We start from the raw sequence: 21596 nt of genomic DNA on the forward strand, positions 1-21596 counted from the left end.
ACACCCCAGTACAACACTTTAATCTTATCGCGCTGTTTATTGGTAAACAGGAACAGCGCACCGCTGCCAAGAGGCAAGTCAGTATCATTTTCGATAATCGCTGCAAGGCCGTTGATGGACTTTCTAAAATCGACGCTTTCACGATAAAGGTAAATGTCTGGAGCGCTGAGCATACCTTTCATGACAACGCTCCAATGAGTTCAGCAAGATAGGTGGCTGGCGTGCCTTGAGGAATGCTCAGCTCCACATCATTGATGAGAAGTGTCATGTTCGCCGTAGCTATCTGGGCCTGATACTTGGTTGTCTTTTCAACGATTTCGGCTCTAACAAATCCGACAGATTCCGATTGGTTTGCTGTTTGGAGTTGACGCCGTTTGGCGAAGAACGTGGATAAACTCAGTCCATGCTCTTCACAAAAAGCGCGTTGGGTAACACTGCTACTTTCATATTGTTCAAACAGTGATTGCCATTCTAGGTTGGTGCGTCGTTTTGCCATTTCAACTCTCCTTTGGGTTGGAGAGATGATCTTATTCTTCGTGCTGAAAGATTAGAATGCGGGGTTCGTGGTGCGCTTACGTCTCAACTTCTGGTTTTTTCTTTGAAAATTATCCAATTAGCTAGCGAAACCTCTATCTGTGTATTTTACTTAAGGTAGATAACTACGATTCACGGATGAGAAAAAATGGCTAACAAAAAAAACGTCGAAACAAAAAAGAAAAATACAGAAATAAAAATTAAAAAAAGTAGCGAGCTAGAACAAAAGAAACGAACGCAAAAAAAGAAGCTCAGACTGCATTCGCATCTAAAGGTTAATATCCCTCTTTTTCAATCACTCATTATGATATTGCCGTCATTGGCTAAACACGCATCTGCCGAGGGGGTAGACAATTACAGCAATGAGGCAAATCGAGCAACGGAAAATAGCGTGGCAGAAAAAGACGTCACCGATGACCATGGTAAAGCAAACTCATCGGCGGTTACTCATCAAGAGTCTCCAACGAGTGAAAACCACGTAGGATCAACCTTAAGTGTAAGTCATGCTCCCCATGGTTCGAATTCTCACTTGGTCCCTTCTCATCATTTGTCGACGTTTTCTCACCCGCAAGTCCATTACATTCCTTCGATATCGATGCCAACCATATCCTTAGAAAGTAACGGCCAGCCCACTCATTCAAATAATACGCCTCCGACAACTCCCGCTTCGCCAGTCACCTTTGTGTCAGAGGTAATAAAAGGTGCGTACGGAGAACTCCATGTTGATGCAAATGGTCAATACACATTTGTCCTGAACCCTAACTCTCCTCAATATATTCTGTTAAATCAGAACAAACATGGCACAGACCATTTTGTTTTAAACCTATCTGACGGTTCTAAGATTGTTGTTCAGATCCCAGTGACAGGTAAGCAAGACACGCCGACCATTTCTGGTGATTTAGCAGGTGTGGTAACGGAAGATCACAAAGTTGATTCACACGGTTTGCTACATGCGAACGGCAAAATTGATGTCATTGACCCTGACCAAAATGAAAGTTCGATGAAACCCGAAGTGCTCGCAGGTAAATATGGTTCACTATCCATAGACGCTGATGGACACTGGCAATATCACGTAGATAATTCTCTCTCTAATATTCAAGCGTTAACTTCTGCCACTTCGCTGCACGAAAGTTTCGTCATTCACACTCAAGATGGCACACCGCAAACACTCGATATGACCATTGGTGGCAACGATGATAATGCCGTTGTAACGGGTATCGATACAGGCGTGGTAACGGAAGATGTAACGACACAAATCCAAGGTCAACTTACCGTCAATGACTCAGATCTTGGAGAGAATCATTTTCAAGCCTCACAAATTAATGGTCATTTGGGTACGTTAACTATCACCAAAGATGGTGCGTGGACGTACGCTCTCGACAACAGTAACCCTGCAGTTCAAAGACTTGCCCAAGGCTCTACTGCGACAAATATCATTACTGTTCATTCTGCCGATGGGACAGCACATCAAGTCACAGTCACGATTACTGGTACTGGAGATGCGGCCACCATTGGTGGAGTGGATACTGGTTCAATAATCGAGAATACCGCTGGCGTTAACATGTCTCCTGATTATGCCCAACCAGGCATAGCCACACTCGGCAATACAACACTCTATGCTGATGGCAAGCTCACCATTACAGACCCTGATACGGGTGAGTCTATTTTTGAAAAGCAAGGTAGCAGTGGCTACCACGGTACCTATGGAGATCTGATTCTACAAAATGACGGTACATGGCATTATCACGCCGATGCCGGACATAGAGCCGCTACTGATGGCGTAGCAACAACGCGTGGCACTGCAATTGACCAACTTGGTGAAGGGCAAAGCTTAACCGATACGATTACAGTCCATTCAAAAGATGGTACAACACACGATATTGTCATCACCATTCACGGCAGTAACGACAGACCTTACTGTTCATCTGAAGTGGTGCTTGCAAATGGCAGTGAAGATACACGCCAAACCTTAACCACTGCGCAACTATTAGCCAATACCGTCGATGTCGATGCCAATGACGCCGGTAAACTAACCATTGAAAACCTGCATGCTGACCATGGATCCATTCTAAACAATGCCGATGGCACGTTTACCTTTACCCCAGAAAAAGACTATAACGGCGATGTACACTTCCGCTATGACGTTAAAGATGCACACGGTGGTGTGACGCACACAGGCGCATCAACGACACTCTCGGCGGTTGATGATGCGGCGGTCATCACAGGGACGGGCGGGCATCTGCTTGAGGAAGATAATCTCTATTACGGCTACACGATTAAAACAAGTGGTCAGTTTCAGGTCGTTGATCCTGATGGGCCAGGCCAGTCGAAGTTTCCGGACGGTTTGCACCACCACACCGGAACTCTTGGTGGAACGTTGCAACTCTATGGCAATGGTAACTATTTTTACCATATTGATAATAGTACGGTTAATCACCTTGCGAAGGGACAAGAAGCTAAGGAAACCTTTACTATTCACAGTGTCGATGGAACGCCACATCAGGTTGAATTCGTTATCGAAGGGACCAATGATGCGCCTGTTGCAAATATTGTGACCTTGTCTAATGGTATTGAAGATACCCACTACCAAATGCAAGCAAGTCAGTTTGGTTTTACTGATGTTGATAGTGGCGACACATTACATGCCATCACAATCACAGATATCCCAGCAGTATCCCAAGGTAAATTTGTGCTTGATGGACAAGAGGTAAGTGCGGGTCAAAGTATATCAACTGCCGATATCAGCAAACTACAATTTGTACCGACCAAAGACTTTAATGGTGATGTACAATTTAAATATACCGTTAACGATGGTCGTACAGATTCAGTAGAAGCAACGAATACCTTGCACATAGCCAATACAGATGATGCTTCAGTTATTTCAGGTGATAGACAAGCTGTTGTTAATGAAGGTGATATTGGCGATACCGTTACTGCTACAGGGCAGTTATCAATTACAGATGTTGATACTGGAGATAATCCAAGCTTTATAGATGTAGCATCAACGGCGACAACATACGGCCATATTGAAATGCGCAATGGCCAATGGACCTATACACTAGACGAGAGCAAAGTTCAGCATCTCGATCCCGATCAACCTGCGGTACAGGATCACTACACATTTAAAGCCAGTGATGGCTCGACGCAAATTGTAGATATCACCATTCAAGGCACCAACGATAAACCTATCATCGAGTCAGCACACGCAGCGGCGGTAGGCACATCAAGCACCTTAAAATTACAAGATGTTGACGTAATCTCAAACCCAACAGGCGCCAACATTAATGTTGCGCCAAGCAATGCAGAAAATATGGCGCGTTGGGGGACTGATCAGGTCGGTGTCGGATCAGGGGTAAAATTAGTCGGACTATATAAACCTGGATCAGATCATAACTGGATAACAAACCCTGCAACAACAACAACAGCACATAGTGGCGCAGGTGGCTTCAGCCGAATTGATAACCATGATTGGTGGCATACAAATGGAGTTCCAGATACAGTAAACACAGGCTCTGGCGGAGCAACGGGCCATGGCAATGCATGGACAGGCGGGATAGCTGTATTTGAAGATAACACAGGCCATCAGACAATTGCGATTGTAAATCGTGTTTGTACAGGCGGTGGCAGTGAAGTAGATTACCTCTACTATCACTCATATCAACACCTACAAGTAGGTAATACTGTTTATAGTGGCACTGCAACTGCAGGTGAAACAATCAATGTGATGGACGGTAATCATCAAATAGCCTCTGTTATTGCCGATACTAATGGCCATTGGGAAATTTCTGCAAGCAATTTAACTGATGGTAAACATACTATACATGTCGAAAATAGCGCAGGTGAACATTCTGCTGAAACTATTTTACAAGTCAGTGGCCATACGGTTCAAAATATTACGCCTGCAGCACTTAATGCAGAAATAAAAGAAGATGCAGCTCAAACAACAATCAATGGTGAATTAAGAACATCAGATGTTGATACAGGCGATACTGCAAGTTTCACGGTACAAGCTGATCACGCAACTAAATATGGCCATTTCTCCATAGATAGTAATGGCCATTATCATTTCACCATTGATAATAATAATGCTGACGTTGATCACCTTGGTGTACATCAGACATTAACTGAAGTCATTCCAGTGACCTCAACTTCAACAGATGGTACTTCAGTTACCACAAATGTCACAATCACTATTCAAGGCTCACTAGATAAGCCAATTCTAAATGCGACAGCACCAGATGCACAGCAAGGCACCACTATTGCGTTAAATTTAAATGTGGCTACAACAGATACGGGTGGTGATACTGAAGATCTGTTAATAAAAATTAGCGGTTTACCTGATGCAGCTACACTAAATCATGGTACACACGATGCGGTTGCAAAAATGTGGGTTCTTCATAAATCAGACCTTAATGGTTTAGAACTTAACCTTCATAACGCTAACTTTCATGGGGATTTGCATTTTAATGCAACAGCAACAGCTTCAGCAGGAGGTGAATCTCAATCAGCAACACAAGCTATTTCTTTATTTGTAAATGCGCCTCCTTCAGTTACTTCCGGAGTAACTAGCAGCAAAGCTGAAGACTCAGGAATGGGTGCAATAGATCTTCTTTCTGGTGCTACTGATGCTGATACAGGCGATACATTATCTGTTGGCCATATCGAATATCAAATAGGTACAGCCTCAAAAACATCAACAGTTCCTTCATTTTTAACGATGAGTAAAGGTGGACATATACTCATTGTTAATTCTAATACACCTGAGTTTCAACATTTAGCTGTAGGTGAGACTGAAACAGTTAAGATCACTTATAATATAACGGATAGTCATGGTGGAACAGTTCAACAGTCTGCGACATTAACTGTTACGGGCACAAACGATTCCCCAGTCATAACAGGCTCTACAACAGCGAAAACAGTTACGGAAGATGGCGCAAGCGCGACAATAGACCTTCTTAGCGGAGCCACGGATGTGGATGGCGATACGCTGTCTATTGCCGGTATTGAAACCAGCATCGATGGTGCAGCCGCAACCAGTGGGCTTGCTGCCGGGCTGACTTTAGGTGCTGACGGACACACAATCACCGTCGACCCTTCTAACAAGGCATTCCAAGATATAGCAGCCGGTGTTACTCGCAACATCACCGTGAGTTTTAACGTTGACGATGGGCATGGTGGGACAGTCCCGCGAACAGCACAAGTTGAAGTGGTAGGAACCAACGACCGACCAACGGTGACGTTATTTAGTCAGATGGCTGCGACAGACGAAGATCGTGCTATCACGCTTACCAAAGCTCAGATTCTAACGGGAATTGGTGCGAAGGATGTAGATGGTGATTCGCTGTCAATAACTGACCTCAACGTTAGCAGTCACGGAACCTTGGTTGATAACCACGATGGAACCTATACGATCACCCCTGACGCTAACTTTCATGGCCACTTAATGATTGTAGGTAAGGTCTCTGATGGTTCCGAATCGCGACCATTTGCTAATCCTCTAGTAGTGAGTTCAGTTAACGATGCAGCAAAGGTCGTGGCGACGGCTGCTACCACCAAAGAAGACACTGATATCATCCTGACTAAAGCACAGCTTTTGGCTGGAGCGACCGACGTAGATGGCGACACCCTGGATATCAACAGCGTAACTGTTAATGGTGGCCACGGCACAGTAACAGATAATCACGATGGTACTTGGACGCTGCATCCTGAAGAAAATTACAAGGGTGACATCACTTTAGGCTACAAGGTCAACGATGGCACCGCGGATGTCGATAATCACATGACCGTGGCGGTGACATCGGTTACCGACGCTGCGGATATAAACCTTTCTGTTGCACCGCCAAAAGGCTTTCAGACGGATTCTGCCCATCATCTTTCAATCGATGCGATACTTAATCCTGATGGCGGTGGTGACCACACAGCCAGAGACGACGGAAATTCGCTGACCTTTGAAATGGGGATCACGCTTGATAAGAGCGAGACGTACCACAATGGTGATGTGATTGCGCAGTACGGTGGGCATATTAGTAGTCCAGGTAAATTGGATTATGCTCAAATGCATTATTATTCGGATGGTTCGAGAATAGGGAACGGCGGAGTAACCCTTACAAACCCCCACAGTGTTACCGTCTGGATTTCGGGCATGGATCCTATTGAAACCCACATTGATATTACCGATGGCAAACTCCACCGATTAACGGTGGTTGTGGATGAAGGGCAAGGCAATAAAGCGCCCACCATGTCGATATTCGATAATGGTAAGCCTGTTGATTACCCTGATGGTTCAAACTCTGAAAGTATGCCAACGCATTATCTAGGCGACAGCGGTTCGAGTGAGCATTATTTAACAGCACCGAAAGCTGGCTTTACAATAACGGAAAATGGCTTTCTTGAGGCTTCAACTATCTCGATCCCTTACGGCGGTGGCCACGCGAATGTGCCCACGTCTCTTACCGAGCGTGCAGGCTCGACCGAGCTTGTTATCGGAACGGGTCGAAGCCCTATATCACTTGGAGATGGGCGTTATGCTACTGGATATGATCATGGCCATATTGTCTGGAGTCACGGTTCGAATCACGACGGCGGAAACGTACCTCCCATTACACCCATCGTCGCAACGATCGAACACGTAACGGTAGTAAAAGAAGCAGTTGCAGCGTCTCAGGTAGCTCAAGGGCCACTCGGTGAGCAGGGTCTAGATCCAAAACATGTGTTGATCGATCTAGGGGTGAACGGGGCAGGTATTGTTGACCATACCGGGCTCCACAGCACCGTAGTTCCTTCTGGGTCAGACCATTCGCACGTGATAAACACGGCAGGAATCAATGTTACCAATGACCCACACCACTTAGTCATCAATGCCGATGTGACACCACACGATAAAGACGATGCTCTTCAAGCTGTTCATCTGCACGGCTTGCCCGTTGGCTCAGTTGTCACTGATGGAGCGCATACGCACACCATCGATGCGACGGACCAAAAAGATGGCTTAGATATTTTGGGCTGGACACGAAGCTCTATCGAGGTTCGAATCCCGGCTGGTGTAAATCACAATGCTATTATCACCGTGGAGGCAACCACTCAAAATCCGGATGGAACCCACGCGCATAGCGCTTCATCTGCGCCGGTAATACTCGACCCTGCTCACGCGGGCGATGTGATTGTGTCTGCTCCGCCTATCAGCGGAATTGAGGATAAAGGACCCTACGATTTAAGTTTAACGGCTCTTGATCCCTCAGATCCCCACGCTGCTATAACTTTCGTTGTTTCAGGCTTACCAGCTGGCGCAACACTCAGCGCAGGTAGCTACGATACGCACACCAAAACCTGGACAATTTCACCAAGTGAGACGAATGGGTTGCAGATTACTCTGCCGAAGGACTTCTCTGGCAGTGTGACGCCCCACATTACAGCAACGTCGAGTGCCGGTCATAGTCACAGTGTTGACGTAGTCGGTAGCATTACGGACACCCCAGATACCGCGGTAATTTCAGGCACCGATAGCGCGAATATCACAGAAGATATTCACGTACAGTCGTCGGGTGTCATTATGACCAACCAGAATCAACTCAATGTACAGGACCCAGACGCAGGTGAAGCCCTGTTTACACCTACTGGCACTCCATCGGGGGCGGGTAGTACAGCAACGGGTAGCTGGGTTGCAGGTGATAAGGGTATAGGGCAGTTCATTCTGCATGCTGACGGACGTTGGCTCTACAAGGTTGACAACGATAACACTCATATTAACAGTCTCGGCGATGGTGATACCTTTACCGAAACCTTAACCGTTCAAACTAAGGATGGTACAACACACCAACTGACGTCGACGATTCATGGTACTAACGACCAACCTGTCATTGATGCTACTTCAGCCGTTACTGCTATTGAAGGTGGCCATACTGCGCATAAAGGGCAAATCACAACAACAGATGTTGATACGGGTGATAGCGCTACTTACACGGTAATTACGCCAACAACGGGTCAGCATGTTCCAGGCTTTACACTTAATGCAGATGGTAGTTATGAGTTTGATGCCACCGATGCGGGTTACGATCATTTAGCATTAGGTAAAACTGAACAAGTAAGCGTTTCTGTAACGGTAACTGATGGCGCAGGCGCTACGGATCAAAAAGATTTAATCATTACAATCACTGGCACCAACGACAGACCAACGGTTGTTTCGTCACTTGCTCAGCATATTCATTCGATTGATGAAGATACAACACAACACTTTAGCGCTAAAGATTTTGGTTTTATCGATAAAGATCACGGCGACCAGTTTGACCATATAACGATCACCGCACTGCCAGATGCTTTTAAAGGGCAATTTGAGTATAACGGCCACCCTATCACCATTCCTTTGGATGTGTTGACGGCTGATATCAGTAAAATAACCTTTGTACCTGCTCAAAATTATAACGGCGGCGTGCAATTTGGCTTTACCGTAAATGATGGACATACCGATTCCTTTCCTAAAATAGGTAATTTCGAAATCATACCGGTCGATGATATTTCTACGGTTAGTGGTACTGATACATTGTCAATGACTGAAGGGAGTGCCGCCAATACCCATGCAGACTTAACCGTCGCCAAAGGAGCATGGCTAGCGAATGTTGATGGCCATTTTGACTTCCCAGACGTCGTAGCTAATGACCCTAATGCAGGGCGTTGGTATGCAATAACGGGGGCCGGTGTAGCGGGAGGCGCAGCCCATGGTATGAAAATTGAAACAACACAATGGGTCATGAACATGGGAGACCCAAATTACGGTCATAATGGCTATATGACATTTACCCGTAATACCAATAGTGCCACTGCTTCCTATAATGCAGTAGACCGTGTCGAGGGAGATTTACTCATTAATGACCCAGACACAGTACCAGCAACCTTTATTGATGTAACCGATAGTTTGGGTGATAACGGTTATGGCAATTTTTCAATGCATAATGGGCACTGGTCGTTTGTTGGTGGTGACAAAACCACTGCGCTAGCGGATGGCGAAAAAGCGACCGAGACCTTTACATTTAATACCTCCGATGGTGTGACACATCAGGTGACCGTTAACCTTACAGGTAGCGATACCAAGGCTGAGTTTAAAGGTGATATTTCTGCCAACCTCAAAGAGGGAGATATCGGTGATACTGTATCTGCACATGGCACCCTTAATATTGTGGATGTTGATACAGGGCAAAATCCGATAATTGCAGATTTTCATGATAAAAATGGAGTCAATGGTTACGGACATTTTTCAATGGTCAATAATCAATGGACTTATGAGATTGATCAAACGACAGTTCAAAAGCTAAATGCGAGTGAATCAGTTCAGGATAAAATAACGGTGACCGCCAGTGATGGCACCACACAAGATATTGTCATTAGTATAAGAGGTACAAACGATGCTCCTGAAGTGACGGGCGCAGTGGCGAATACCGACGATAGCGAAGGTCATGCAATCGACATGACGCTCCCATCAAATTTATTTACAGATGTAGAGGGGGATAGCTTTACTTTAAGTTTAGCTGTTTCGCAACATACTGAGGAAGCAGTCAACCCTGATAGCGTCAACCCAGGTTGGCAAGGCAAAGATACAGCTTTAGGTATGCCTACTTGGCTTCATTTTGATGAGAAAACCGGTCGAATATGGGGGACACCTCCACATAGCGCAGACGGTGACTTAGATATCACGGTCACGGCAACGGATGCTAACGGTGCAAAAGGTACCTATGACTTTCATATCGCAGTTACTGATGTTGATGCAAAAGGCATTGCACACGCGAATGTAAATGAAGATGACAGAGCAACGGGTCAACATTCAGCGAATGGCCAGTTAGATGCGTATCATAATGGTCAACATATTATCTGGCATGAACAAGCTACAGGGCAAGATAGCACCCCTAATATGATTCAAGGTAAATATGGCCACTTGCAAATATCAACAGGTGGTACATGGATTTATTACCTTGATCATGATGGCGATCAACATTGGGCCAATAAAGATCTTAATGCCCTAAAAGCAGGTCAGGTAGAGCAGGAGCACTTCACTATCCATGGCTTACAGAATGGTAAAGAGGTCGCTACCGAACAAGTTATTATCGCGGTTACGGGTAAAAATGATGGTGCGACTATTAATGGTACTATGACAAGTAAAAGCGTAAGTACAATTACAGAAGATGCTGCGAAGGATACCTTAGCAGGCCACTTGAATTTAGTCGATGCCGATCATGGTGAAGATCAGTTCATACCAGATCCACACATTGCAGGAACTTATGGACATCTAGAATTAGCAGCCAATGGAGACTGGGTATATCATCTTGATAATAGTTTGGCGACTACAAACTCATTAAGCGCTGCGCAGGGTGGAACAGAAACCTTTACAATAAACTCACCAGATAATACTGCTTCTCATACAATAACAATTAATGTGAATGGGGTTGATGATCCATTAACTGCTGTTACGTCACCAGCCCCACCTCCGCCAGTACAACATGATGAACCTGACTTTAGTGCTGAAACGAGTGAAGATCTCTCTGTCACCCTTGATGATGTTGGTCTCGTTGTCCCCGATAGCCAACATCAAGCAGTAAATGATCACCCTGTTACTGGCGCTGCTGCTTATCTTGATGCGTTAGGTATTTCACCACCGCCTCCATCAGCTAATGATGCAATTGAACATCAATTACCTGCAGATATCGATATTGTGATGGCAGAGGCGGATCATGCTGCATTAGGGCATGATGATGTTTCACATATAGATTTATCGGACGCGCTTGAACACCAAGGACATGAACATGATACTAACCAACAGGATCACGATGACACGCAACATCATAATCAAGTCGATGATTTACCAGACATTGATCCCAATAGTTAGCTCATAAAATGGAATCACTAAAACCAAAAAAGGAACGCTATTGAGCGTTCCTTTTTATTTCTATTCTATTTTACATTTCAGTTATAAATTATAGTTATAACTTTAACTATAAAATAAACTAACGTTCCCCAAACGCGACACTCACATTGGTATAAATCGGTTTCCATAGGTACTGAAAAACCGATTTCTCACCCGTGGTAATGTCAACTTCACCGGTCATCCCCGGTAAAATAACAAACTGTTCAGGGTTATCTCTAAAATACGGCTTGTCTACCGACACGATCACCTCGTAGAAAATCTCGCCTCTTTCACTTTGGCTCGTCGTCGGCGAGATACTTTCAACTAACCCCTTCAATGCACCAAATCGGCTGTAGTCAAAGGCATCTACCTTGATACGGGTTGGCTGACCAACGCTCACAAAGCCGATATCTCGTGGAGATAAACGCGCTTTGAATGCGGCTTTTCCACCAACAGGGACAATTTCAACAACAGTACCTCCCGGTTGAATCACGCCACCATTTCTTGTGCTAGGAATACTTTGAACCAAGCCTTGCACTGGGGATTCCATAACCGTATTGACTAACTTAGCTTGACTGGATCGCACTCTTGCGTTCAATGCGGACAAGTCTGAAACCGCTTTGGAGCGTTGATCGCTCACTTCCACTTTAGCCTCAGCGAGTAACTGCTCTATTTTTTGATCATTACTTTCACCTTGACGAATCAACACGGATTTCTTGCCTCGTGCTTCTTCTATCTTTTGTTCGATGGAGGCTAGTTTCTGACGCATTTCGAGTACACGCAAACGGGATATATTTCCCGCTTTGAAACCTTTTTCAAGTATCACTAATTCTTGCTTAGTGGCGGTGAGTTCTTTTTCATAGCTGGGCAACGTCTTTTCAACACTTCTTAGCTGCTCTGATATTTGCTCGCTCTCTTTTTCCAGTACAATTCTTTTTTGGAAATACAAAGCTTTTTGGGCATTCAGCTGGGCTTTTTGTTGGCTGACAATGTCGGGAAAGTCCACTTCAAACTCAGCAAAGTTCGGCTCTCGTTGCTCAAGCAGCGCATTCATTCGCTCAACACTCATTTGCAGTGTAACTTGTTGTGATTGCAACTCTTCGAGCGCCGTTTGTTGGAACGTTGCATCAAACTCTACCAACGGCTGACCAACCTCCACCAGCTGCCCCTCTTTCACAAGAATACGTTTTAATTTCCCGCCAATGTCGCTTTGCAGTATCTGCTTCTCTCCTTCAGGAATCACTGCGCCTTTTGCTTTAGCAATTTCATCAACTTGAGTGACCAAAGACCAAGTGACAAAAGCGATGACACAAAAGGCAACCGACCATGTCGCCAGCGCCAATGTACGAGCCGTATTTTGTGATTCAACAAGTTCACCGTAGCGCTTGCTTTGCTCAATAGGTTGTTTAGCCATTAGCGACTCCCTGCTTAGACTGTGCTTGTTCTGGTAAACTAGCATTCTGTTCAACTGACTGATGTTGCACTAAAGGCCCAGCATAAACTGCAGCCCCTTCATTCAGCACCACCACTTTATCGGCAAGTTTGATTAAATCCGGATCGTGGGAAGTAAAGATCACCGTTGCCTTACCTTTTTTAGATGATACAAACTCACCAAATATACGCTTAGCATTTGGATGAGCATCAGGCACTGGGTTATCCATTAAGAACATTGGGTAGTCATAAACCAGCGCTTTCGCGTCAATGAGGATCTGCGCGACGCTACCAGACAACATATCAAAAAGGCTGTCCGGCTGAATACTGCTGATGGAAGTATCGAGCCCACCAGACAATGTCTCGAACCAACGCTTTCCGCCGACCATTTCAATCGCAGAGATCATCTTCTGGTCTTCGACTTTATGACCGTCGTTTAGCCACTCTCGAATACTCAGCGTGAGCAAATCAGGATACGCGGCTCGTATAAAACACCAGTGACGATAGAGCTGCGGGTCGTATTGAACGAGGTTAACGCCTTCAAACTCGACCATGCCGTTTTGGATAGGCTGTAAGCCAGACAGGACTTCGATCAAGGTTGATTTACCGCTCCCAGAAGGGCCAGTAATCGCAACAATTTCACCCGCTTCAATATCAAAGCTCACACCATTCAAGGCGGGGCGACTCTGTTTAGGATAACGCAGGGTCACTTGTTCTAATTTCAAGTTAGGCGCTACCACAGGTAACGGGTGATGCTGGTAACTGAATTCACGCTCAGACGGCTGAGACAAGATGCGGTTCACTTGCAGCTTGGATTGATTAAAGCTGTTAAAACGCATCGCACTGTTTGCCAACACCTGAGCGGGACCCGTCACTTTAGATATCAACATCATTGAAGCAATCAAGCCACCAGGGGTCATCACTTGTTCAAAAATAAGTCCAATGCCTAACCCCATCACCGCGAGTGTCGAACCTACACCAATAAAATAGTAAATCGAGGTGTACCGACTCTGGAGAACCGATTGATTAAAGGTCACTGTTGAAGCAAGAAGATTGGCCTTTTTGAAGCGTTGAATCCAGTGCTCTGAGAATCCAGCACTGCGAATAAAGGCGAGTTTGGATGAAAGCTCATTGGTCATGTTTTGACGATTCGTACCAGCTACCGTCGATTGCATTGAGCGCTTGCTGCTCGAGCGTATCGAACGTTTTGCTAGCAAGTAATAAAGGATTAAAGAGACGACTGGAACCAGTACTAACCACCCACCTAACACACCTATCGCTAGTACAAAAATAAGAATGAATGGCAGATCAAACAGCGCATTTCCTAATGGCCCCGATAACACACCTGAAATACGCTCCGACAACATCACTTGGTTTTGCTGACTAGAAGAAGCTGTTTGCTGATTTTGAGCATAGCTATTACGAAGCAGACGCTGCACGAGGGATTGAGAGATTTCACGGCTTACTCGGTTCGAAACTGAAGCAAACACTCGGCTGCGCAATGTTCTTAACCACCCCATCATCACAAACAACAAAGCCGCACCAATGGCGATACCTTGCAGCTCATGTCCTGCATCACCACCAATCACATGGTCATAAATCGACATCGTGATGAAGGGGACGGCAAGTGCAAACAAGTTGGTAATAAAGCTGACCAACAACAATTTAGGAATGATGGGACGAAACGCATGTAACCTTTCGCCAACCCAATCAGGAGAGGCTTTCTCTAATGGCGGACCTTCGATAACGATGCAAAACTGCGGGACATCGGTGATGTCGTCATTGGCGTTAAAAGAAACAAATTGTTTGGATTCTAAATGACCAGAGACCAGCTCATTTTCACCAAGCACCAGTAAAACCAATTTATGCTCGCCAACTTCGTCTAGGTTGGCAACCAAGCGATATGGCAATGCAAGCCTATCGAACAAGGCAAACATATCGTCGATTGATTCAATCCCATTTTCATCGACCCATTGACGTGCAAACAACTGGATATTCGTATTCACTTCCAACTGTTTAAGGACAGAAAGGCTTTCATTTTCTAAATGATTCATCACCTCTTGTCGACCATTCGTATCTGCAAGGTTGTTCGTACCTGAAGGGTTACCAGTATCTAAACGATTCATACAATAGCCTCCTGGTTGTTCTCACTGTCGACCGCAATAGTTCGACTTTCCACTGTAATGATTCGATTAGCCAATTCGCGAAGTTTAGAATGGTAGCTCACCATCAGTATCGTGCGTCCTGCCGTCACTTCTTCTTCCAGAACCTTAGCTAGGTTTCCGAGGGCATCTAAATCAAGCGAGGAATCTGGCCTTTCTAACATGATAATGGGTTTATCACTTGCCAGTTGAGTCGCGATATTGAGCATTTTCACGTTGCCCATACTCAGCAGAGACGCACTCGTATGGCCAATTTGTGTCTCTAGTCCATCGGGTAATCGAGTGATTTCCTTGGTTAAACCCAAACGCTTAGCATAGTCACTGGCGCTATGTGTTCTCTCAGGATCAAACCCGCACAAGTTGTCGAGAATAGTACCTGACACCAACTGCCCTTTAACACCGCAGTAGGCCGCAATGTTGGTTACGGATGCGATCGAAACGGTAACTCCGTTAATGGAGCACTCCCCCGCTTTTAGATCGTCAATACCTGCAATCGATGACAATAAATGACTGTTGGTGTGGCGATCCTCACTCTCTAGCAATACCAACTCGCCTTTATTCAATGTGACATCTGCATGAGCGAGTTCACCGTATCTTTCAACGGTCGCTTGCTTGATTTCCAACACCTCAAAGTCAGATAAGTGGCTCTCGGCTTGCTCAGAATCTGAAGAGTCCGATAGTGACAAGTCACTCAATTTTTCTATTGCCTGATTGGCACTGTGTATTGAATTAAGCTTGATTCGAACTCCCACTAAAGCACTTAACGGTGCAACCGCTCGGCCAGATAAAATAGAACATGCTGCCAGCCCACCTGTGGTTAACTGTCCATCCAGCACCCACAAGCTGCCAGTAATCACAAGTAAAACTGACGTCGCTAATGCTGCAAGCTGAATACATTCTTGGGCGAAGGCGTTCTGTTCTTCTTCTCTCGCTTTAGACTGAGAGCGAACATTATTGAGGGATTTAAACTGGTTGAAGATTCGAGACTCAACGGCCTGACGTTTGATTCCTTGAATGGTTTGGCTTAGCAAAATTAAAAACGCTTTTCGCTCCTGCTCATCTTGGGAAGCTTCTTCACTTAGGCTTTTAACGCGAATAGAAGATAACCAAACAATTCCGAGAGTAATCAGCCAAACTGCCAAAGGTATCGCCACCAGTTCACCGCCGATATAAGCCACCAAACCCAAGAAGATCAATGCGAAAGGCAAATCAATAAAGCCTGCAATCACCCCTCCGGAATACCAATCTTTAACTTTGGATACAGAGCCGAGCCCTTCTTCTACGCCACCAACACCTAAATGACGCAGATGACCTGATGAAGCGTTAGTCACCCTTTCAACCAAGGTTTGATAGGTCGCTTTCTCGGTGTTACTGGCCGCGGCAGACAAAAGCCAAGTTCGCACAAACCGGATTAGCGCTTCCATAGCGACAGCCAACGTCGCACCCGCTAATAACAGAGTGGCAGTCCCATAACTCTGGTTAGGTAAGATACGATCGTAAATTTGTAAAACCGTTAGCGGAACGGCGAGAGAAAGAAGATTTATGAGCAAAGAAGGCAGTAGGACTTTCCCCACCACCCCTTTGTTTTTCATTGAACTTGCGGGCATACACAATCCTTATCCATGCTTATGAAATAAGATTGGTACAGACTATTAGGTTATGCAAGGTAAAGGGCTGATTTAATTTGATTTTAAGACACTGGTAAAAACAATAATTTCTATCAAACCATATAACCTAAACTGCACGCTATCAGTGAGTAAGTTACAACAAGAAACATTTAACTTTAGGTCGTTCTGTTCAAATCAAGGTTTTTAATATTAGAACTTCGTTTAGATTAGAAAATGTATGTGTGATTCATATTAACGGATTATGAATGAGCTTTTATACTAAATGATATTGGGGCACAGGCTTTTCAGACGCGAAGAAAAGCCTGTAGAGGTGCTTATCAGTAGTCTGTTTTCTCAGAGAGCCTCAGAGCGTCTTCTAGCTCAACGCCAAGGTATCGAATAGTGTTATCTACCTTCGAATGTCCAAGTAGAATCTGAACCGCCCTAATGTTTTTCGTTCTGGCATAGATCAAAGTAGCTTTAGTTCGACGCATGGAGTGAGTTCCATAATAGTCAGCATTCAATCCAAGTTTTGCAGCCCAGTTTCTAATAATTGAGCGATAGAATGAGTAGCTGATAGGCTGCCCTGAGCGTCGGCTACTCGGAAATAGAAAACTACTTGCCTCTAGGGATGCTGCAAAGATCCATCGGCTAATACTTTGCTGTGTTCTCGGAGTAATCTCATAATGGACATCGGTCCCCGTTTTTTGTTGGATGCACTGAACCCTTTAATAGATAACTCCTTGCGAAGAAACATAGTAAACGTGTAGCTTTAGCAAGTCACTAGCTCTCAACTTGCTATCTATGGCTAAGTTCAATAGCGCGAGCTGCATAAAATTGTTTTCAATCTCTAGCCTAGTTCTAATTCGCCAGCTCTCTTCAAGCTTAAATGGTCTTTTGACACCACTGCATTTTCCAGAAGATAGCTTTCTCATGATGACCTCCTCCCAATATTGTTGGTCAACATGAAGTTTGGTAGTCACATTTATTAGGTGTCAGGAAGAGCTGAAACATCGGTGGACAGAACTTGGTCAGTGACTTTGTTAAATTAGCAAAATCCAAATTAACTCAAGTATGGAAAACGCCGATAGATGAAAGGCAAAACCTGATTATGTTCTGCTCTTTGAGCGCACTCAATTAAAGTTGAATATGGGAAGGGGATGATTAGAAAATGGTTGAAAATTCGTGCTCAGAATTAAGACAGTAGGTAAACATTAACAGTTGCCTACCGTCTCATTAAATTATGTTCAAAAGGGCTTTTTCGCTTGCATCTAGGAGTATTATTTTCATGGTGCGTAGCATGATCCTGTTTCTACGAAAAATCAAGCATCTTCAATGATCACGGGTATAAGTGTATCAAAATATAAAATCTTCACTGAAACCACCTAGTCCGTATTAGGCATAGTTAAAATGGTGCTTCATGAAAAAGTCCAGATGACATCCTCTTTCTAACGCTCTTTCCTCAATTTGCTTCCATAAGATTGGTAAATAGGTTTTCAGATCTTCTGCTTCCGATTGATGATATTCATCCTCACAGTCCCCTGCAGCAGCTTTTAGCCACTCTGAAGGGGTTAAAATAGTGAGCCCAAGATGAAAATACTCTGGAATGGCTGCCCGTATTGATTCTTCGCTACCGCTAGCAACATACATTGTGAGGCCTTCACCTGTCGCATAGTAATGACTAACACCTATATAGAACATATCAACTCCTTGCTGCTGGTTGTAGAATAAGCGTAATTTTGATTAGTTATAAAAATGCAGCGATGACACGCTCTTTGAAATTTCCCAAGTCCAACTGCCTAGGAGAAGTTGAGTACGCAGATATGGCTGACTGTTTTCCCTCATGCTCTTTATCCCAACTAAGTTGCTTGTTTCCAATATCAGTTTTTCTCTTCTGTTGTTCGGAGAAATAGGTTCGATCTGATGGAATAGATAATGGAGGCCTATGCTGCAAACTCTCTGGTTTGATAAACAGACATGAGTCCGGAATATCTTTCTCGATTTGCTCTGCAAAGCTCACCAGACTTTCTTCAGCAAAAGTGTATAACCATGCCTGCTGGTTCGAGGATGCATTCGTCCGTAAAATCCGCCCTAAAACTTGTCTGAAATAAAGTTCGGTTTTCACAAAACTTAAATGGCAGCAAACTTGTAGACGTGGAATATCGGTACCCTCACTAATCATTCCAACGCTGATAATCCATTGAGTCGTACCGTCCCGATACCCGTTGATTTTCTCTAATGGACTTTCATGACAGTAAGTGACGACCTCTGTACTTTGTTCATATGTCTCAGCCAAAATTTTCTGAATTTCGATTGCATGTCCTACCGATGAAGCAACAACCAAACCACCGGCATTAGGGTTATCCATACGTATTTCTGCTAGCTTTTTGCAACCAAGACCAAGTACATAGGTCATTGCATCAATATTTTGTAAAATGCTTTGATACGGAGTTGCTGATTGCTTTAAAAGTTCAGGAATTGACGAAAAGGACTTCGATTGCCCACTTTCTGAGATAGATAAGCGATCATTATCAATTAGTACAATTTTAGGTGAACGACAGACCTTATCGATAATCGCTTGCTTTAAACTGTATTGATAATCGCAGTGGATACGACCTTCCGTGTCAGAATACTGTGCTAACGTAATTGGCAATAAATCTGAGCGCCAAGGAGTGCCAGATAGGGATAATGTAAACGCAGCAATTCCTTGAATTTGTTTCAAAATTTGTTCACCCCATACATTGGCATTTCCAATTTCATCACCTGAACAATGGTGAATCTCATCAAATACAACCAATACGCGGTGCTTTTTAATTGTTTCCCAAAAGCTGTCTCTAAGGTATTTCATACTCTGGTATGTAAACGATGCGCCTATTGAACCAAGTCCACCGGTAAAAGAGCATCCCAATCGCCATGAAAAGGTATTTTTGATACCATCAGCAATCGTTAATGATGGCGAAAAACAGAGGACCAGGTCAATTTTGTCTAAGTCATACAGCCTTTTGGCGATTTCGGCAGCGGCCACCGTTTTTCCAGCCCCTGGAGTAGCCTGAACCTGAAAATGCGAATGTCCAGCAAGATACTTTTCTAAAGCCGATCCAACACACTCCTCTTGCCATAGCCTTAACATTTTACTTCCCCACAATTACTAAAGTTTAGGACGTGATTAAGGACATTTATTTTGGCTAGATATCTAACAGAACGTTCTCTAGTCTCTTCGGATAGTTTTAACAATGATGATTTCTGCGAAGGTAACCTTTCAGACAATAGTTGAAATTCTTCGATCTCAGCTAAAGCTATCGCAAGTTCAGCTTTATACTTTCGTCGTTCCAAAGCCAGCTCATCTAGGGTAAGTACTTCATCCGAATTTTCTGCGACTGTTTTTAGCTTCTGCTGCTTACGCTTTTTCGGTTTGAATACAGTTTCTTTGAACTGCTCTGATTTGTGGTATGTTCTAGTCCGCCCTTGGCCCTTAGTCCAAAGTAGTCCTTTCTTTTCTAAAGGCAATAACTGACGATAAAGAAATTTACGCGCTTCCGTTATGTCCTTAAATTCTCCCGTAATCGTTAGTAGTTCGTCCCTCAAGGCAGGAACAGTTAATTCATCAAGTCCTTTCTCGATGAATAGGGTAAAAATGTATTCATTAATCGCTGTTTTCTTCGTCATAAGAGCTCAACTACGAATCAAAAATACGGATTATAGTCCGTGGCTATATAATCCGCAATGAAGGATATTCTTTCATTTTGAGTACCATTTAAAATGAAAGACTTAGCAAGGCGGTTTGGAGATAACTTACGTAGAGAGCGTAAGCTCAAAGGTATATCTCAGGATAAATTGGCTATTTCAGCAGACATCGACCGAAGCTATGTCGGTCGCATAGAAAGAGGGGAGGTCAACATCACTCTAGAAAAAGCGTACCAGTTGGCAAGCATTCTTGGTTGCGATGTGCGTGATTTACTTCCATAAGGGAAACCCTAACTTGTGTAATTCATAGGAACTTACTCACCTAAGTGCTTACATACAGGTCAAGAAAAGTCTGCTTTAGTGAACGCATAGAGAAATGAGATCGGAGTATGATAAGATCACTCTCATAAAATATACTTGGTAGATAATATGACATATAAATACAGCCAATACGAAGACTTGTGTAGACGAGTTATAGATGAAGGTATTTGGATTGAGAACGATAGAACAGGCAAACGATGCTTAACTGTTATCAATGCAGATTTAGAATACGATCTGACCGCGAATGAATTTCCTCTAGTAACAACGCGCAAAGCTTTTTGGAAAAGCGCTATTGCTGAGATGCTAGGTTACTTGCGTGGCTCTGACAACGCAGCTGATTTTCGAAAATTAGGTACCAAAACTTGGGATGCCAACGCCAATCAGAATGAAGCCTGGCTTAACAATCCTCATCGTAAAGGTGAGGATGACATGGGTCGTGTATACGGCGTTCAGGGACGGAAATGGGCGAAACCTGATGGTGGTTTTGTCGATCAATATAAGAAGATCATTGATCATCTAAGCAAAGGTATTGATGACCGAGGTGAAATCCTTAACTTTTACAATCCTGGTGAGTTTCACATGGGCTGTTTACGCCCCTGCATGTATAGCCACCATTTTTCACTGCTAGGTGATACCCTTTACTTAAACAGCACTCAACGTAGTTGTGATGTGCCGCTCGGCTTAGTCTTTAATCAGATCCAAGTAGCTTGGCTACTCCAGATTACAGCTCAGATCACTGGATTAAAGGCCGGAAAAGCGTTCCATAAGATCGTCAATGCCCACATCTATGAAGACCAAGTGGAGTTAATGAAAGATCAGATCAAAAGAGAACCTTATGCCGCACCTAAGCTCATTATCAACCCAGAGATCAAATCACTTGAAGACTTGGAAACATGGGTAACCGTTGATGATTTCGAAGTTGTTGGCTATCAACATCACGAACCAATCAAATACCCATTTTCGGTTTAG

11 protein-coding genes and 1 pseudogene are annotated in these 21596 nt (G+C 44.2%); 3 read left to right on the forward strand and 9 right to left on the reverse strand.

The annotated features are described in order from the left end of the window. Positions 1–182: IS66 family insertion sequence element accessory protein TnpB (gene tnpB, locus PL85_RS09715; protein WP_194573202.1), on the reverse strand; the 182-nt coding region annotated here is incomplete at its 3' end. Then, positions 179–496 (reverse strand): IS66 family insertion sequence element accessory protein TnpA, encoded by a 318-nt coding sequence (gene tnpA, locus PL85_RS09720; protein WP_017037717.1) that lies wholly within the window; start codon positions 494–496, stop codon positions 179–181. The genes tnpA and tnpB, both read right to left, overlap by 4 nt. A gap of 186 nt (positions 497–682) precedes the next feature. On the opposite strand from tnpA, the gene PL85_RS09725 reads away from it, so the two are divergent. Next, positions 683–11404, forward strand: coding sequence for a VCBS domain-containing protein (locus PL85_RS09725; protein ID WP_115339546.1), 10722 nt, complete (start codon positions 683–685; stop codon positions 11402–11404). Between the two features lie 118 nt (positions 11405–11522). On the opposite strand, the gene PL85_RS09730 is transcribed toward PL85_RS09725, so the two are convergent. From PL85_RS09730 to PL85_RS09760, 7 genes and pseudogenes are all read right to left on the reverse strand, one after another. Beyond that, a complete protein-coding gene (locus PL85_RS09730; RefSeq protein ID WP_095661270.1) occupies positions 11523–12836 on the reverse strand; it encodes an HlyD family type I secretion periplasmic adaptor subunit in 1314 nt (437 codons plus the stop codon). Beyond that, positions 12829–14979, reverse strand: a complete 2151-nt coding sequence (locus PL85_RS09735) for an ABC transporter transmembrane domain-containing protein (RefSeq protein ID WP_115339545.1) — start codon at positions 14977–14979, stop codon at positions 12829–12831. Before PL85_RS09735 ends, PL85_RS09730 begins: the two co-directional genes overlap by 8 nt. Then, entirely contained in the window at positions 14976–16622 is a 1647-nt protein-coding gene (locus PL85_RS09740; RefSeq protein WP_080539430.1) for an ABC transporter transmembrane domain-containing protein, read from the reverse strand. The genes PL85_RS09735 and PL85_RS09740 overlap by 4 nt, the downstream gene beginning before the upstream one ends. Before the next feature lie 338 nt (positions 16623–16960). Continuing rightward, a pseudogene (locus PL85_RS09745) lies at positions 16961–17557 on the reverse strand (tyrosine-type recombinase/integrase). 460 nt (positions 17558–18017) lie between these two features. Continuing rightward, positions 18018–18323: a hypothetical protein gene (locus tag PL85_RS09750; protein WP_022609500.1), complete on the reverse strand. Its 306-nt coding sequence runs from the start codon at positions 18321–18323 to the stop codon at positions 18018–18020. Between the two features lie 46 nt (positions 18324–18369). Continuing rightward, positions 18370–19752, reverse strand: a complete 1383-nt coding sequence (locus PL85_RS09755) for a DEAD/DEAH box helicase (RefSeq protein WP_115339544.1) — start codon at positions 19750–19752, stop codon at positions 18370–18372. Beyond that, entirely contained in the window at positions 19746–20288 is a 543-nt protein-coding gene (locus PL85_RS09760; RefSeq protein WP_096036087.1) for a hypothetical protein, read from the reverse strand. Before PL85_RS09760 ends, PL85_RS09755 begins: the two co-directional genes overlap by 7 nt. Before the next feature lie 93 nt (positions 20289–20381). Here PL85_RS09760 and PL85_RS09765 point away from each other — a divergent pair, with 93 nt between their 5' ends. Together PL85_RS09765 and PL85_RS09770 are read left to right on the forward strand one after the other, a co-directional pair. After that, the gene (locus PL85_RS09765) at positions 20382–20588 is read left to right on the forward strand and encodes a helix-turn-helix domain-containing protein (RefSeq protein ID WP_088728637.1); all 207 of its coding nucleotides are present in this window, start codon (positions 20382–20384) and stop codon (positions 20586–20588) included. Positions 20589–20735: 147 nt separating this feature from the next. After that, positions 20736–21596: a thymidylate synthase gene (locus PL85_RS09770; protein ID WP_088728636.1), complete on the forward strand. Its 861-nt coding sequence runs from the start codon at positions 20736–20738 to the stop codon at positions 21594–21596.

The sequence above is a fragment of the Vibrio anguillarum genome (genome assembly GCF_001989995.2).
Taxonomy (GTDB): Bacteria; Pseudomonadota; Gammaproteobacteria; order Enterobacterales; family Vibrionaceae; genus Vibrio; species Vibrio anguillarum.